The following is a 16,476-nucleotide window of genomic DNA, read 5'->3' on the forward strand; positions in this document are numbered from 1 at the left end:
ATGAGCGGGGAAATGACATCGTTTGCCAGCGTGCTGCCGGCCATCGTGAGTGAGGCGCGGCGACACCGCCTGACCATGGGCACCGCGTTCGCGCTGATCGCCATGGCGGCGTTGGTCACGGGCATGCTGTGGCCGAAGAAGTATGAGGCGTCCACCACCATTCTTGCGCAGGAAAGCAGCATCATCTCGCCGTTGATGGAGGGGGCCGCGACGGCCACGGGCAACAAGAATCGCGCGAGTATCGCGCGTGACGTGATCTTCAGCCGCAAGGTGATGAGCGAGATTCTGGTGGCTGGCGGTTGGATGGCCACGCATCCGTCACCGGTGGAGCAAGACCGCATGATCGACGGGATCAAGGCCCGCACGAGAGTGGTCACCGCGCACGACAACCTGATCACGATCAGTTATTTCGATAGTGATCCCAAGCGCACTTACCTGGTCACTCGCCAGCTTGCCCAACTGTTCATCAGCGAAAGCCTGGCCTCGAAGCAGCGCGAAAGTCGCGATGCCTACGAGTTCATCAACAGTCAGGTCGAGGCTTACCGCAAGAAACTTACCGACGCCGAGGACAAGCTCAAGGCGTATCGCGACAGCAACGACGATGCGCGCCCCGGCAGTGAGGCCGACACCAATGCGCGCATCAGCCAGTTGCGCGGCCAGATCGAAACTGCACGCATGGACTTGATGGAGCGTCGCTCGCAGGAAGGTTCACTGGCGTCACAGCTGACCGGCGAATCGGAAGTGAACACGGTGCAGACCACCGGCGGCGTCTACGAGACCCAGATGGCCGAACTGCAGGGGCAACTGGACAAGTTGCTGCTGACCTATACCGACGAATATCCCGACGTCATCCGCGTTCGGCATCAGATGCAGGACCTGCGGCAGCAGATGGCGAAGGATGACCAGCGCGCGGCCGCGGCCCAGTTGTCCGGTACGCCGATCGCGCTGGACAGCCGCGTGCAGTTCAATCCCGCCTACCAACAGATCAAGACGCAGCTCGCGGCGACGCGGGCCTCCACGGCGGCAGCGGGGGCGCGCCTGGGCGCCAGCGAGTCGATGTTGCAGTCCGAACTGCAGCGCAGCGCGCGTATCGCCAATTCCGAGAATGTCACGTCGGAATTGACGCGTGACTACAACGTCAACCGCGATGTCTATCAGGATCTGCTCAAGCGCCGTGAGAACGCTCGCGTTTCGATGAACCTGGACGCGGAGCAACGCGGGCTCACCTTCCTGGTCCAGAATCCTGCCGTGATGCCGTTGATGCCTTCGGGCCTGCGCTTCATGCATTTCAGTCTGGCTGGCATCGCGCTATCGCTGGCGATACCGCTGGGTTTGCTGTTCTGCGCGGTGCGCTTCGACCCGCGCGTGCGCTCGGTCGAGCGGCTGGAACAGGCCACCGGGCTCGCTGTGCTGGCCTCCATACCTTTTTATCCAACGCCGAATGATCGTCGGCGCGATCGTCTGCACAACGTGATCCTGCTGTTGACGGTGGCCGGCGTGGGTGTGGTGTACCTGGCCATGTTCTGGCTGAGGCTAAAGCAATGAGCATGAAAGACGAGGACGACAAGGACCTGGCCGACAGCATCGAAGAAGTGCTGGAGAGCGCAGCCCGGAATCTGGAGCGGCACCCGACCCACGGCCATTCGATCGCACGCATGAATGATGGCATGGGCGGTCTGGCGCCGTTGCAGCTGGAGGAGCGCCGGCTGATCCACCGCGAGGAGTCCGTACGGCGGCAGTCCGATGCGTTCCGCGAGATCCGCACGCGCCTGCTTGGCATCGCTGGGCAACAGAATTTCGTCACGCTGGTGGTGTCGGTGAGCCCGCGCTCCGGTGCCAGCTTCGTCGCCCGCAACCTGGCGGCGGCGTTTGCATTCGACGAGGCCAAGACCAGCCTGCTGATCGACTGCAATCTGCGATACCCGAGTCAGCACAAGGCGCTCGCGGTCGAGCCGCTGGCGGGTGGCTTGATTGATTTTCTGGAGCAGCCGGCGCTTGGCATTGCGCCGGTGCTTTATCGCACGGGCATTCCGCGGGTGCGATTGATTCCGGCCGGCAAGGCGCGCGAGAACGGCGGCGAGTATTTCTCATCGCATCGCATGGGAACCCTGCTCGATTCGCTCAGCTCACGCTATCCGGATCGCTATTTGTTTCTCGACGGTCCAGCGATCAAGGGCTCGCCGGACGCACGCATCCTGTCCGATCTGGCGGATTTCGTGGTGGTGGTTGCCGGCTATGGCCGCGATACGCCGGCAGCCATCAGCCAGGCCGTGACCAATTTTGATCCGGAAAAGATGGCAGGCGTGGTGTTCAACCACTTGCCGTAAGCCGGCGACGTACTGACTGCGATGATTTTGGGGCGATTCCTGCCGCGACGTATCCACTGGAGGAAGGAACATGGCGGTTCGCACGATACTCGCCCGACTCATAGGGCTCGCACTGGCCGCCGCCTCGGGAAGCGCGTTGGCCGATCAATTTGACTACTCCCTGTATATGTCATTCGAACACAGCGACAACATCACCTTGAGCACGTCGGCACCGATCAGCCAGAACGTGATCATTCCAGGCGTCAATTTCGCCTATACGCAACAGGGATCGACCATACAGGCCACGGCCACCGGCAACCTCGAGTACCGCGATTATCCCGGCAACAATTTCGGCAATCAGACGGTAGGGGCGTTGGCCGCCCAGGCGAATTGGACCGTCGTGCCGCAACGATTGGATGTGTTCGCGCAGGACTATGCGGGCGTGGAGCCCGTCGACGCGCTAGCGCCCAACGCCCCCTCGAATCAGCAGCAGACCAATGTGCTGGCGGTTGGACCGACGCTGCACTTTCGGGTTGGCGAAGCGATGACAGGGCAGGCGGAGTTGCACTACATCAATAGTTACGCCTCGAAGCTGACGGAGTTCAATTCGTCGCGCGGGAACGCTGCCTTCCGTCTCTTCAGGGATCTCAATCCAACCGACCAGCTCTCGTTCAATGCCGAATACCAGCATGTCCACTTTACCGATAGCGCGCTGGCCGGTCCGGACTACGACCGTTACGAGGCCTATGGCAGCTACTCGACCCGACTCACCCACTTCGATGCGAACCTGACGGCGGGTTGGACCCAAATCGACTACAAGGGCAGCGGATCGTCCCTCAGTGACCCACTCGCGCGCGTGACCGTGGGATGGCGCCCAAGCCCACAAAGCACGTTTACGCTGTCCGGCGCCTACCAGTACGTCGATGCGGCTCAGAGCATCCTGCAACCGAACAGCGTCCAGATAGGTACGGACGTGGTGCCGTTGCAACCCGTAGCCCAGGTACTTAGCGACGTGCGTGGGGGCATCAACACGGGCACGGCCATCATCAGTTCGGATATCTACAAGGAGCAGCGGCTGGAGGCGTCGTACAACTATCGTGACGAGCGCCTTTCGCTGACCGCTGCACCAGCCTACGACAAGCTTGACTACGTCAATGCCACCACGCTCAACCAGACCAACCGCGGCGTCAGTTTTACCGCGTCCTACAAGCTGCGCCCGACCGTGACGTTATCGGGCTTCACCACGGTCGACCGGTTTGTCTACAACAACATCGATCGTACCGACAAGGACTATCGCTTCGGTATCGACTTTGGACATCAATGGACGCCGCACTGGAGCTGGCACGCCTCTTATGTGCGCCAGATTCGCAGTAGCAACGCCGCGGCCCAGAGCTATCACGAGAACGAGTATCTGCTGACGGTGGTATTCACGCGATGACGATGCGCACTGAAAGTGAACTTCCGTTTTTCTTCGGAGATCGACACGAGCTGTTTGGAATTTACCATCCGGCCACGCGAACCGCCGGGAAGGCTGTGCTTCTGTGTGCGCCGCTCGGCCAGGATCAGATCCGCTGCCACCGGCTGTATCGGCAACTGGCGCGTGCGCTGGCGGCGGAGGGGATTCCCGCGCTGCGCTTCGACTGCTACGGCTGCGGTGATTCGTTGGGCGCGAGCACGGAGGTGCGCTGGGATCGCTGTATCAGCGATGCGGTCACCGCCGCCAACGAGCTGCGCGCGCGCAGCGGCATCGATCACGTGGTGGCATTCGGCGCACGCCTGGGTGGAAGCCTGGCATTGGCGGCGGCGTCCGCCGCGAGACTGGCCGATGTGGTCGTGTGGGACCCGGTGGTCGATGGCCATGCCTATGTCGCCACGTTGGATGCCATGCAGGATGCGTTGCGCCAGGACACCAGCCGCTTTATCAAGCCTCGCCCGGCCGAACTGGCGGGCGGGCAGTGGCTTGGCTTTGCGGTGAATCCTCGGCTACGCGAGCAGATCGGCGGCCTGGTGGCGGATTGGAAGACGGCGCCGTCGCTACGGCTGGACTCGTTGCCGCCGACCTCCCCGCAGGCATGGCAGGCCCTTGCCGTCGATGATGCCAGCATCAAACTATTGGAGCCGCCGACGCCCTGGGATGACCTGGCAAGGCTGGAAGTGGCGATTCTTTCGCACTCGCTGGTGCAGACCGTGACAGCACACCTGCAAGGCGCGCTGCGATGACCGAGCAGGCATTCCGCTTTGGCCGGGCGCGGCACCTGATCGGGATCGCGGGATTGCCGGAAGTAACGCCGGACACCGTCGGCGTCATCGTGCTCAACTCGGGGATGGTCCATCGGATCGGACCCTTCCGCCTGGCCGTGGACATGACGCGGCGCCTGAATACGCTCGGCTACCCGACCCTGCGTTTCGACTTCTCCACGATTGGCGACAGCGGCGCCAGCGGTGAATCGCAGTCGCGCGTGCAACAGATTCATGCCGATGCGGATGACGCCATGGAGCTGCTGCGTCGACACGCCGGCTGCACGCGTTTCGTGTTGATCGGTCTATGCTCCGGCGCGCAGAACGCGCACGCCGTAGCGTGTCGGGATGAGAAGATCGCCGGCGCGGTCCTCATGGACGGCTACGCCTATCGCACGCTGGGCTTCAGGATTCGCCACTACCTGCCACGCGTTTTCAATCCGTCACGTTGGTGGCGGCGCTTGACCAAGGCGCGCGCAAGAACCGAGGGCGTCGTCAGCGAACCGCTATTCAGGGTGGCGCCCTTGCCGCAGGCGGTCGTGCGCGTCGATTTCGCCGGCATGATCAACCGGGGTATCAAGCTTTGCCTGATTTACAGCGGCGGCATCAACACGTATTTCAATCACGCCCGACAGTTCCGCGAGTGCTTTGGTCGCGTCATGAGCCATCCGGCGGTAAGCACCCGTTACCTGGAGGAGATGGACCACACCTTTGTGCTGGTGGATGACCGCAAGCGCCTCATCGACCACGTCGAAACATGGCTTTGCCGCAACTTTCCCGTCGCTCACGCAGGTGCCACACCATGAACAGAGTCCTCGTCACCGGCGGCGCCGGCTATATCGGCAGTCACGTTGTGCAGCAGCTGGTGGCGCGCGGCGAGCATGTGGTGGTTGTCGACAACCTTTCCACTGGCTTCAGGGACGCCGTGCACGGCGCCGAGCTGGTGGTTGGCGATGTCGGCGACCGGGGCCTGGTCGCGCGGGTGCTGGCCGAACATCGGGTGGACTCGGTGCTGCACTTTGCGGCGCACACGGTGGTGCCCGAATCGGTATGCGACCCCGTCAAGTACTACGGCAACAACACGTGCAACACCTGCAGTCTGCTGGCGTGCTGTTCGGAAGCGGAGGTGTCGAAGTTCATCTTTTCATCGACGGCGGCGGTTTACGGCATGACCGATGGTGGCGTGGCCGACGAGGAGACGCCGACCCGACCGATCAACCCCTATGGCATGTCGAAACTGATGTCGGAAACGATGGTGCGCGATCTCAGTGCGGCTGGCGCACTGCGGCATGTGATTCTTCGCTACTTCAATGTCGCAGGTTGCGATCCGGCGGGGCGTATCGGTCATTCGACGCCGCATGCCACCCTCCTGATCAAGGTGGCATGCCAGCATGCGGTGGGAAAATGCGCGAGTCTCGCGATCTATGGGACCGACTACAACACGCCAGACGGCACCGGCATTCGCGACTATATCCATGTGGAAGATCTGGCCGCGGCCCATTTGCGCGCGCTGGACCATCTTCGCTCAGGCGGCGAATCGCTCACCCTGAATTGTGGCTACGGCCATGGCTATAGCGTGCGCGAGGTGATCGACGCGGTCTCGCGGATCAGTGGCCGTTCCTTGAATGTGGTCGAGCTGCCCCGCCGCGTCGGCGACCTGCCGATGTTGATTGCATGCAGCGACCGCTTGCAGCGCGTGCTCGACTGGCATCCACGCTACGACGACCTCGACTTCATCGTGCGCACGGCCTTCCTGTGGGAGCAGAAACTGGCGCAGAGCGTGGACTATGTCAGCTAACTCGCCCATGTCGCGGCCACGCCTGGTTCGCGCCGTACTGTCGCTGCTGTTGCTGCTGGTGTTGAGCGCGTACCTGCTGGCCGCACACCCACTCAATGCCGCCCCGCGCAGTTCCGCGGCGCAGGCGACTGGTGCTTCCAAGCATGCCGGCGAGGCGCCGTCGACACCGTCGGACATCGTTGCCGAACAGAAGATCGTGCTTCACCGCAATGCCGGCAGCGGCTCGCCCGTGCTGGTTTCGCTGGGCATCCCGTTTCCACCCGGATCGCTCACCGATGCGAACCTGCTGCGCATCCTGGACGAAAAGGGCAGCGAGGTCGCCTCCGTAGCGAAAGTCACGCTGCGCTGGTATTTCAAGGACGGCAGCATTCGGGCCGTGCGCGTGCAGTTCCGTGCGCCTCTGGGCACCGACAAGGCGACGTATTACTTCTCCACTGGCAAGCCGCGGCAGGAGGAGATCGCCGGTTGGCCTTACGACACCGGACTGGTCGAAGGCGAGCAGGGGCTGCGAGTTCCCATGGTGCTAGCTACGCTGACGCCGGAATGGCTGACCGCGTCGTTGATCGCCGGGCCGCAGATACCAGTCGGCCCCAACGAGGCGTATGCCAAGTACGTGGCGCGTCAGTTCCAGTGGGCCCAGAAGTTGCCGGCGGACGATCCGACGGCCTGGTTGTTCGATCGCCCCTCCACGCTGTTCAAGGCCTATATCCGTACGGGCCGCTTCGACTATCTGCAGGCGGCCGATACCAGCTATCGCTTCTACATGAAGTACATCAAGCGCGATGGTCTACCCATGGGGCCATCGTGCGGTGGTGGCTGGACCCTGGGTGGCAAACCCTGTGACGCCAAATACGTCTATATCGAGCCGATCGTGCTGGCGCTCGCCTTGACCGGCAACGACACCACCCATGATGCCGACACCGTCAACAAGATGGTGACGCTGTGGGCGAATGGCGGCTGGAGTGGCGAACCGGGTCCGTATACCCATCCATCGGAATATTTCACCGAACGTCTGGTGGGGCTGGGCCTGCTGGCCACGGTGAGTGCCTACGAGCTCAGCGGAAATCCGCATGAGCTGGCCATGATCAAGCAACGCATCGGCTGGCTCTACGATCATCAGCGCGACAATCCGGACCACCTCGGTAACGACGGCTCCTGGCGTAATAGCTGGCAGCTGCATGAAAACGATACCTATAACCCCGCCACCGACGTGCGGGGCGCTTCGCCATGGATGAGCGAGAACATCATTGATGCGCTATGGCATGCGTGGCTGGTCACCGGCGACAGGCGCATCCCTGAGATGATCACCGGTTTTGGACGCTACCTGGAGAAGTACGGCTGGATCGATCGTAAGCTGATGTCGGGTTCGCACGACTGGCGCAACCCTTGCTCGGGACCGGATGGCCTGATTGCCTGGTATTGGTCTTCGGCACAGGCCAGCACCAAGGTCCTGTCCGACATCGAAGATTCCGATGGCTGGTACAGCGACGCCCACAACGTGGAGTTGGGCTTGCCGCTGGCGGCGGCGTATTACTTCGAAAGCGACCCCGCCCAGAGCGCCGCGCTCAAGCGCAGGCTGGAAGCACTGACCTCGTCCTACAACGTGGATTGCGCGGAGCGCAGCGACACGGCCCGCCGCTTCAACTGGAACAACCGCGGCAGCGGTGTCGTGCAATGGATGATCCATCAACCGGCAGGCAGCGGTGCTGCTGCGGTTGCCTCCAACCACGGCGGCCAGTGAACACGATGACGCCGTATCGCCAGGTCGCCACCGTTGCCGAGATGGAGTATTCATGAATCAGCGTCTAGCCGTCCTGCGCAGCGTCACGATCGTATCGGTATCAGCGTATATCGAGTACGGGCTGGGCCTGATCATCAGCGTGTGGGTGGCACGCGCCTTGGGGCCCGCGGATTTCGGCCGCTACGCGTTCACCGTGTGGCTGTGTCGTTGGTTGATCATCTGCAGCAACCATGCGCTGACCACGTCGTCGATGAAGTTCATCGCCGAGGCGGATGGGGCGGGCAGGGAGGACATCGCCTCGCACATCGCCTCTCGCCTGAATCGCGTGCAGCATCTCAGCCTTGGTTTGGTCTTGGGCGCGTTCGTGCTGATCAGCTTTATCGTCAAACCGGTCGAATGGCGGATGTTTCTCGGGCCGATGATCGTGCTGTCCATTGTGGCGGTAAGCGCCCGCGCGAATTTCGCCATGCGCGTGGCGATTGCCAAAGGGCAGGAGCATTTCGAGCCCGAGGCCATCGCCACCGTATTGAGCGGCGCGCTGACGGTCGCACTGGTGATCGCCGCGACCCTGGTGCACGCGGACCTGATCGGGTTTATCGCGATCTACGCGGTCTCCTCGCTATCGCTCAACCTGATCAATCGCATCGCCTATCGCCGCTATTGCCTCCCGACCGTGCCCGGCCCGATTCCGGCGGAGATGAGCCTGCGGCTGCGACGCCATTTGTGGCTGACGGCGACGCTGGTGTTGCTGACGTCGGTCAAGGGCGGCACGATCGAGATGTTCATGCTCAACACCTTCGCCACCACCACGGCGGTGGGTTTTTTCGCCATCGCCTCAACCTTGACACGGGGAGCGGTGGAGCTGTTCTCGGTCGGACTTACCGCCACGTTGTTGCCGTATATGGCGAAAGCATTCGGCCAGAAAGGCCAGGAACATGCGGCGCGCTTCCTGTCCGAGGCGACCCGCTTCTACTGGGCCGCAGGTATTGCCATTGCCGGCATGGGCCTGCTGACCACGTCGGGCATCGTCACCTTGATGTACGGCCACAAATACACCGAGGCGATTCCGAGCATCATGACGATCCTGGTGTTGGCGGGCCTGCTGCTTTTCGTCAACGGCATCGTGGCGTTCCAGACGGTGGTCGATCGCCAGGACGACCGTATCCGGCTCTCGGGGCGTGCCCTCATCGTCAACATCGTGCTCGGTGTCGCGCTGATACCCCGGTTCGGCCTGGCCGGTGCCGTACTGGCTTACAGCGGCACGCGAATCTCGGAACTGTTCCTGGCGGTCTATTACCTGCGGCGGGTGACCAGCGAAGGCATACCGTGGTCGCCCATGTTGCGCCTGCTCGCCGTGGGTGTGCTCGCCACTGCGGTGGGGTGGTTGGTGTTGGAGTGGGTGCCGGGCCGATATGCTTTTGTTCCCGCCGGCATCGCGTTCGTCTGCGTCTATGCGCCGGCCGGCGTGCTGGTGCGCTACTGGACGAATGAGGACTATGCCTTGCTGGGGGCGATTGCCGGGCGCTTGGGGATGCCAGGGAGGATGTTTATGCGCGGGTTGCAGTTGTTGAGGGTCAGGGTGGCGACCTGAAGGGAGTGGTTTTGTGTTGAAGCGCGTTCGCGCATGTCGCCTTTGGCCGTCAGCTTGATGTGAAGCCTCTCAATGCCCAGCAGGTCATGCAGTGCATTTCGCTATTGATTTAGCGTTTCCGCAACCTGGCTCGCCTGCGGCGGGCTTCCGCCCTCCTGCCGGAGGCCGGGTTACTTCTCTTTGTTTGGCCAAAGAGAAGTAACCAAGAGAAAGGCCACCCCGATGGCGCGCCTTCCGGGCTGCGCCCTCCAGGTGCGCGGGTGGGTTACGGAGGTTTGTCGACAGGGCATCCTGCCCTGACGACAAACTGGCTCGCATCCCTGCGAGCCACCCTATGGGCTTTTCCTCCACCCACCCGCCGCGCCATAGGGGCCCGAAGAGCAGAAGAGCCACCCCCAGAGCAAAGCGAACAGCCAAGAGCGATGAGCAGCGCTAGCGCTGCTCGAGCCTTCGGTCTTGCTTTTGACCTTCGGGGCCCCTGTGCGGCGGTGAGGGTCGGACGATCAGGCCCGCAGGGGGATCGGCAGGACGCCGATCCCTTTTCGTCAGGGCAGGATGCACTGTCGAAAAGCCCGGCCGGCCCTCACGGACTTGCCGAGCTTTGCTCGGCAAGCGCCAAGCGGGGTGCCTTTCTCTTTGGTTACTTTCTCTTGGGCAAGCAAGAGAAAGTGACCCGGCCTCCGGCAGGAGGGCGGAAGCCCGCCGCAGGCGAGCCAGATCGCTATAGCGATTAAGCAGAGCGAAATTCACTGGATCCGAGCGTGACCAGCCATTCGGCTGTTGAGAGCCGCTGGGATGACCGTTGAGAGGAGTTGGATGATCCGCTCCGATGTCGCAATACGCCGCCAAGCCTGCGCCGGTATACCGAGCGACTCTGGTACCCGGCGATTAATGACGCTTGCGCATCGCCTGCCAGGCGTAATGACACATATAGTGCGATGCCGCCGCCCAACCCAAGCGCTCGATATCCCGATAGATGTGCCACTGCCAGCGCGCGGCGCGCAGCTTGTCCGACGATAGCGAGCCGCCATGCACCAGATACCACGCCAACGCGTCGGCGTACGGTACGCAGCTGGCGCCGCCTGCCCGGCGTACGAGGTCGAGCCAGAACACATAGTCCTCATGACCTACGGCGAGAAAGCGCGCTTCACCGAGGCTGCGATGGTAGATGCCGGTGAGGTTGCCGATGTGGTTGCTGCGCAGCATGTCGTCATGGGTCACCATCGCAGGAGGGCGCACGCGTGACAGCACGTGGCCATCCTCGGCGACCCGGTCGTAAGCGGTATAGCTGACCAGCGCGCCGGTGCGGCGCATGTGGGTGATCTGCAGGTCAAGCTTGTGCGGATGCCAGCGATCGTCGCTGTCGAGGAACGCGATGTAACTGCCTTGGGCGGCGTCGATGCCGGCATTGCGTGCGGCGGCTACGCCGTTGTTGGACGGCTGGTAAAGCACGCGCAGACGATGGTCGGCTCGCGCCAGTTCGCAGATCAGGCCGGTGGTGCCGTCGCGCGAGCCATCGTCGACGATGATCAGCTCCAGCGAGGGATAAGTCTGTTCGCGGACGGACAGCACGGATGCACGCAACGTGCGCTGCGCGTTGTACGCGGGCATGATCACGCTGACCAGGTCTGGCGTCATCCGGTCAGCCCGCGTCGTGCTTGCGTGCGATGAAGTCGATCGAGGTGATGCACAGACGCTCCGCTGGGATATGCGCGAACTGTGGATGCACGTGCAGCGCGGCAAGCTCCTTCAAGCGATTCTCGCGCGCGGTCTCCGTGCTCATGGTGATGTCGAAGCCGGCGGCTTTGGCGCGGTCGATGAACTCGAAGGCGCGCAGGCGGTTTTGGTAGAGAAAGGCATTGTCCCAGCGCCGCCACTGGGCGTCGGAATACTGCAGATAATTGAGCTGGTTGATCTCGTGGTCGATGTAGGCGTAGTGATCGCCGCAGTTGACCGAGTGGAACATGATGCCGCCCGGGGCGAGGACGCGCATGGCCTCGCGGAAGATGCCGTCGACGGCAGCGGGAAGCACGTGCTCCAACACGCTGTTGGAAAAGACGCAGTCGACCTGACGCGGTTCCAGGCGAGTCTGTGCGGCGTCGGCGGGCGCGTCGTAGGTGACCACGCCATCGGTCGCCGCGTGGATGTCGGCACCCTCGCTCAGGCGTTGCACCAGGCGCTGCTGGCGCTCGCGCACGTCCCCCTCGGCGATGCCGCAGGCTTCGGCGATCAAGCCGGTGTAGCGGCCGAGATGGACTGCACACGCCCGCGCCAGCTCCGGCTTGAGATGACGGTTGAGGTCGACCGTTATCACGCTGCGCGCGCCACCAAGAAAGCAGGCGAACGGAAACGTGGGATACCACCCGCTGCCGATTTCAAACAGCCGCGCGCCGCCGATGGGCCGCCCGGCCTCGCGCAGATGGCCGGCCATCAGGCGCCAGTCGTTCATTTTTACGTCGAACTCGCGTCCAAAATCGCGCAGGCCACCGAAGCGCCGCTGCAAGACGTAATGCGCCTGTTCGCCGCCCGGCACATGGCCAAGCACTTTCTGCAACATACCTTTGGCACGCCAATGCATGATCATCCCTCCAGGTCGGCCCAGCCGGCCGCGGCCTCGACGTCGTGTCGTTGTTGCGCGTTCCGCCGCCAGGGAGCGTTTGCCAGCCCTGGTGGAGGTGGCAGTTCGTAGTCGCGATAGCGCGATGGATTGCCGGCGTGGCCGGCCTCCGCGGCTTTGACGATGTTGTACAGCTCGCGCGCCGTCACGTAGTGCAAAACGTGCCGGTGGCCGTCGTTGTAATGCTGCTCCAGGTGCGTGTACATGGCGTGCGCCGGCTCGCCCAGCAAGGTGTCCATGTCGCGTTCCTGGGTGCCGTGGGTGTGGATCTTCACGAAGATCCAGTCCGGGCGCCCTTCGACATGGATGGCGGTGCGAATCCAGGCATCGACACGCTCGGTGTCCGGAGGACAGGAGCGCCGCACGTCGGCATTCTCGATCCGTGGCACCAGGCCGAAACGGCGTCGGTGCCAGTTCAGGCCCAAGGGGCCCTGCACGATCATCAGGTCGCCAGAGGCTTGTCCACCGGCTTTTACGGTGACGCCAACGTCATGCGACTTCGGTCGCTGCGGGTCGTCGGTGGCGTAGTAGATCGTATTGATCGTGCGCGTCTGGGTGTCGCTGGGCGCCGAGGGAAAGGTGAAGTCGGCATAGCAACCCAATTCGCGCAGCAGGATCAATTCGTTGTTGAGGCCACACCAGCGGCCGTCCGGGCGCGAATTGTCCAGGCACCAGTTGCCGTGAATGAAGCCGAAGCGCAACGCGCCCGTATGGGGGTCGCGGGGCAAGGCGCCGTGGCGCGCATGCAGCAGCTCGTTGAAGCGCGTGATGGTGGTGCGGAAGTTGTCTTCGTTGTCGTTGTCGTGATGAAGATGGATCTCGATTTCGCCATAGCCGTCCGCGCATAGCGCGGCGATCTTGTCGAGGTGCTCCTCGAGATACTCTTCTTCGGGATAGAAGAAGGAGTGCTGGGGTGGCCGACCGTCCGCGTCCCGGTGAGCGGACGCCAGTACGCGATAGTCGTTGCACCAGCGATCGACGCGGGCGCGCTGCGTCGCCAGGTCGACCTTGCCCCAGGCCGGTTCGAAATGATCGACGAAGCAGAACATCACGTGCACCGGTTCCGGCCCGGGTGCGGGACGGCGACGGAACAGATAGCGGCCCAGCCAGATCTGCATGTGGCGGGCGTGGATGCCCCTGATCAAGACGCCGATCGCCAGTAGCGCGATGACGAGTAGCACTAAGCCCGCGATCATGCGCGTGCGCTCCCAGTCGGGATCAGGGTCAGCAGTTGCTCTGCGTTGTTGCGCCACTGGCGCTCGCGGACGATGTAGTCGCGTGCCGCCGCGCCCACCTGGTGGCATTCGTCGCTACGAGCCGTGAGATCAAGCACGCGTTGGACACAGCGCTCGGTTTCGCCGCGTGGGAACAACCAGCCCGTATGGCCGTCGCGGATGACTTCGGCGACCGGCTCATAGTCCGGTGCCACCACGGCCACGCCCATGGCCATCAGCTCGAACAGTTTCATCGGCGAGCCGTAGTGGTTGGAATCGGGCAGCACGGCGTAGTCCATGCAGGCGATCCAGCTGGCGATGTCTTCATGCGGTACGCGGCCGGGTGTCAGCACCCGGTCGGAGAGTCCGCGCGCTGCGATCATGTCGCGGATGGTCGGGAGCATGAGGCCATCGCCCACCAACACGAGGGCAAGCTCCGGCGCTTCGTTCAGGCGTTCGGCAATGTTCTCGACGAAACGTTCCACGCCATGCCATTGCGCGAACGCGCCCACGTGGCCGCAGACGATGCGATCGCGCAGGCCGCGGTCGGCGCGAAGCCGGATGCGATCGAAGCGGCTGGGATCGAACCGCGCAAGGTCGGCTGCATTGGGTGAAACCACCGACGGGGCCAGCTCGCCGTACGCTTGTTGGGCCTGCTCGCGAAAGAAATTGGAGATGAATACCAGGCCGCTGCAGTTGCGCATGCACCAGCCCTCGATCCGCCGTGCAAGCGCTTTCAGGTAGAGCGGGCGCACGCGTTGCACCAGGGCGGAATCGTTGATCTCGAGCACCAACGGGATGCCACGCTGCCGGGCCATCCACACGGTGGCGAACAGGAACAGCGAATACCTTTCATAGATAAGCTCGGGACGCATCCGGCGGAACGCACGGTGCAGGCGCACCAGGGTCACCAGGTTGTAGCCAAGCTCCAGGCATTCAAACAGCACGCCGGGCATGCGCGTGACCAGGTGCGGCAACCATCCACGCGAGGGCGCGGATGCTGACGTGCTCGCCTCGTGCTCATGCTCGGGATCGGCGCCGGGGAAGGACAGCACGCTGACCTCGTGCCCCAGGCTGCGCAGGGCATGCACGATGCCGCGTATGTGCACGCCTTCGACGTGGCGCCCGCGTGTGCGGTGATGGTAGAGGATCCTCACGCAGCATCCTCCGCCAGGGCGCGGAACGCGTGGCCTTCGCCGAGCCACTCCGGCAGCAGGGTGCGCAGGGCGTCGATGGCAAGGTCACTGTCGTCGTGCATCAGTACGATGTCGCCCGCGCGGGGTGGCTGCTCGCGCAGTCTTGCCACCAAGGCATCGTGGGACGGCTTCTGGTAGTCCAGGCTGTCGTAGGACCAGTAGACGATGCTGTGGCCGTGGCAAGCGCAGTACAGCAACAGGCGCGTATCCAGATAACCCTGCGGCGTGCGCACGCGGTGCCGCGGGCGTGCGTCGAACGATCGCAGCAGTTCATCCGTGCGACGAAATTCCTCGAGCTGCTCGCTCAAGGGCAGCGACTTGAATAATCGGTGGGTATAGGAGTGGTTACCGATCATGTGACCCTCCGCCACCATGCGTTCCACCACGGCGGGGTACTGCTCGATCCTCTCGCCGATCAGGAAGAAACTGGCATGCACGCGGTGCTCGGCCAGCAGGTCGAGCAGGCGCGGGGTGTATTCGGGCTCGGGACCATCATCGAAGGTGAGGTAGCGGGCGCCACCGTCGCTGGCTCCATGCGTTTGGACCAGCGCATCAGGCAACAGGCGTAGCAGCTCGTATTTTTTTGGTTTGAGGTTCATGCGGTAGCCCTCAAGGGTGAGGGGGAGGCACCGGCGACATCGCGCAGGATTCCGGCCAGTCGGCTTACATTGTCGTCCCATCGAAATGCGGCGGCCTGCCTGACGATGGCTTCGTGATCCCAGGTCCTGCCGGTGGCATCGATCAAGGCCGCAGACAAGGCATCGCCCTCGTGTGGCGGCACCAGCAGACCGGCCTGGCTCGGCAGCACTTCGGGGATACCGCCGACGCGCGTAGCGACGACCGGCGTGCCGCAGGACATCGCTTCCAGCACCACGTTCGGTACGCCTTCGTTGTGGCTGGGCAGGCATAGCAGGTCGGCGCTGCGGAACCAGTCCGGCAGCGCGTCGTGCGCGATGGGGCCGGCAAGGAAGACACGGTCGGCGCAGCCCAGCGCGCTTGCTCGCTCAAGCAAGGCGCTCTGGCAGGGGCCCGCGCCTACGTAGACCAGCTGTGCGTCGGGGCGCGCGGCAAGCAAGGCCGGAAACGCCTCAAGCAGGTCGAGGCAGCCCTTCGCCAGCTTGAGGTTGCCAACGTACAGCACCAGTGGCGATGCCAGCGACAGGTTGAGGCGCGTGCGTGCCTGGCTGCGCGAGCCGGGCGAGAACAAGCTCGGGTCGACACCGTTGTAAAGCACGTGCACATGCGCGGGATCGGCATCGAGGGCGACCGCCTTGGTGGCAAGCGCCTGGCTTACCGCGACCACCGCGTTGGCGTTACGCAGGGCGGAGCGTATTTGCGGGCGGCGCAGGGCATGTTCGGCCTGCACATTGAGATCGCTGCCATGCACCTTGACTACATAGGGAATGCCCAAGCGCCGCGCCAGCCAGCCGACGGCGACGGCATCGGGGTAGGCCCAGCTCACCAGCAGGCAATCGTAGTTGGCCGAGCGCAGCTGGCGGCCCCGCTGGAGCAGCAGTGACAGCAGCCAGCAAAGTGCGTGCAAGGTACGCCCGAAGCGAGGTGGATAGAAGAACGTGAAGTGATCAGTGCGCAAGCCGCTTACCTTCACCTCACCCTTCGTACCCGCCAGGCGTTCGCGAAAATCCACCGCCGTCAGTACGTCGACGTCGTGATATTGCCCAAGGCGCTCGAATTGCTGCCGGTTGAACGTGCCGCGCAGCGGGTCCCACGGTGTGGGGAACAGGTTAGTGAGGATAAGTACGCGCAGTCGCATG

14 protein-coding genes are annotated in these 16,476 nt (G+C 63.4%); 8 read left to right on the plus strand and 6 right to left on the minus strand.

All coding sequences use genetic code 11. The features are described from left to right. Positions 1-12 precede the first annotated feature (12 nt). From ACT01B_RS08250 to ACT01B_RS08285, 8 genes are all read left to right on the plus strand, one after another. Positions 13-1,545 (plus strand): XrtA system polysaccharide chain length determinant, encoded by a 1,533-nt coding sequence (locus ACT01B_RS08250; protein WP_445146874.1) that lies wholly within the window; start codon positions 13-15, stop codon positions 1,543-1,545. Then, positions 1,542-2,327 (plus strand): polysaccharide biosynthesis protein, encoded by a 786-nt coding sequence (locus tag ACT01B_RS08255; RefSeq protein ID WP_445146875.1) that lies wholly within the window; start codon positions 1,542-1,544, stop codon positions 2,325-2,327. The genes ACT01B_RS08250 and ACT01B_RS08255 overlap by 4 nt, the downstream gene beginning before the upstream one ends. 70 nt (positions 2,328-2,397) lie before the next feature. Continuing rightward, positions 2,398-3,744 carry a hypothetical protein gene (locus ACT01B_RS08260; protein ID WP_445146876.1) on the plus strand — a complete coding sequence of 449 codons (1,347 nt, stop codon included), beginning with the start codon at positions 2,398-2,400 and terminating at the stop codon, positions 3,742-3,744. 95 nt (positions 3,745-3,839) lie between these two features. Continuing rightward, positions 3,840-4,526: an alpha/beta fold hydrolase gene (locus ACT01B_RS08265; protein ID WP_445146877.1), complete on the plus strand. Its 687-nt coding sequence runs from the start codon at positions 3,840-3,842 to the stop codon at positions 4,524-4,526. Continuing rightward, complete coding sequence (locus ACT01B_RS08270; RefSeq protein WP_445146878.1) at positions 4,523-5,350, plus strand: alpha/beta hydrolase; 828 nt, start codon at positions 4,523-4,525, stop codon at positions 5,348-5,350. Before ACT01B_RS08265 ends, ACT01B_RS08270 begins: the two co-directional genes overlap by 4 nt. Then, the gene (gene galE, locus ACT01B_RS08275; protein ID WP_445146879.1) at positions 5,347-6,342 is read left to right on the plus strand and encodes a UDP-glucose 4-epimerase GalE; all 996 of its coding nucleotides are present in this window, start codon (positions 5,347-5,349) and stop codon (positions 6,340-6,342) included. Before ACT01B_RS08270 ends, galE begins: the two co-directional genes overlap by 4 nt. Positions 6,343-6,349: 7 nt before the next feature. Next, the gene (locus tag ACT01B_RS08280; RefSeq protein WP_445146880.1) at positions 6,350-8,083 is read left to right on the plus strand and encodes a hypothetical protein; all 1,734 of its coding nucleotides are present in this window, start codon (positions 6,350-6,352) and stop codon (positions 8,081-8,083) included. A 52-nt stretch (positions 8,084-8,135) separates the two neighbouring features. Beyond that, complete coding sequence (locus ACT01B_RS08285; RefSeq protein WP_445146881.1) at positions 8,136-9,674, plus strand: oligosaccharide flippase family protein; 1,539 nt, start codon at positions 8,136-8,138, stop codon at positions 9,672-9,674. A gap of 888 nt (positions 9,675-10,562) precedes the next feature. Here ACT01B_RS08285 and ACT01B_RS08290 read toward each other — a convergent pair. Genes ACT01B_RS08290 through ACT01B_RS08315 form a run of 6 tightly spaced genes read right to left on the minus strand, consistent with a single transcriptional unit; the run spans position 10,563 to position 16,475 of the window. Then, the gene (locus tag ACT01B_RS08290) at positions 10,563-11,312 is read right to left on the minus strand and encodes a glycosyltransferase family 2 protein (protein WP_445146882.1); all 750 of its coding nucleotides are present in this window, start codon (positions 11,310-11,312) and stop codon (positions 10,563-10,565) included. A 4-nt stretch (positions 11,313-11,316) separates the two neighbouring features. Beyond that, entirely contained in the window at positions 11,317-12,252 is a 936-nt protein-coding gene (locus tag ACT01B_RS08295; protein WP_445146883.1) for a class I SAM-dependent methyltransferase, read from the minus strand. Positions 12,253-12,254: 2 nt separating this feature from the next. Next, the gene (locus ACT01B_RS08300; protein WP_445146884.1) at positions 12,255-13,487 is read right to left on the minus strand and encodes a hypothetical protein; all 1,233 of its coding nucleotides are present in this window, start codon (positions 13,485-13,487) and stop codon (positions 12,255-12,257) included. Next, positions 13,484-14,662, minus strand: a complete 1,179-nt coding sequence (locus tag ACT01B_RS08305) for a glycosyltransferase (protein ID WP_445146885.1) — start codon at positions 14,660-14,662, stop codon at positions 13,484-13,486. The genes ACT01B_RS08300 and ACT01B_RS08305 overlap by 4 nt, the downstream gene beginning before the upstream one ends. After that, positions 14,659-15,300, minus strand: a complete 642-nt coding sequence (locus ACT01B_RS08310; RefSeq protein WP_445146886.1) for a polysaccharide deacetylase family protein — start codon at positions 15,298-15,300, stop codon at positions 14,659-14,661. Before ACT01B_RS08310 ends, ACT01B_RS08305 begins: the two co-directional genes overlap by 4 nt. Beyond that, on the minus strand, positions 15,297-16,475 hold the full coding sequence (locus ACT01B_RS08315) for a glycosyltransferase family 4 protein (protein WP_445146887.1): 1,179 nt from the start codon (positions 16,473-16,475) through the stop codon (positions 15,297-15,299). The genes ACT01B_RS08310 and ACT01B_RS08315 overlap by 4 nt, the downstream gene beginning before the upstream one ends. Between the last annotated feature and the right edge of the window lies 1 nt (position 16,476).

Source organism: Dyella sp. Tek66A03 (assembly GCF_052567735.1).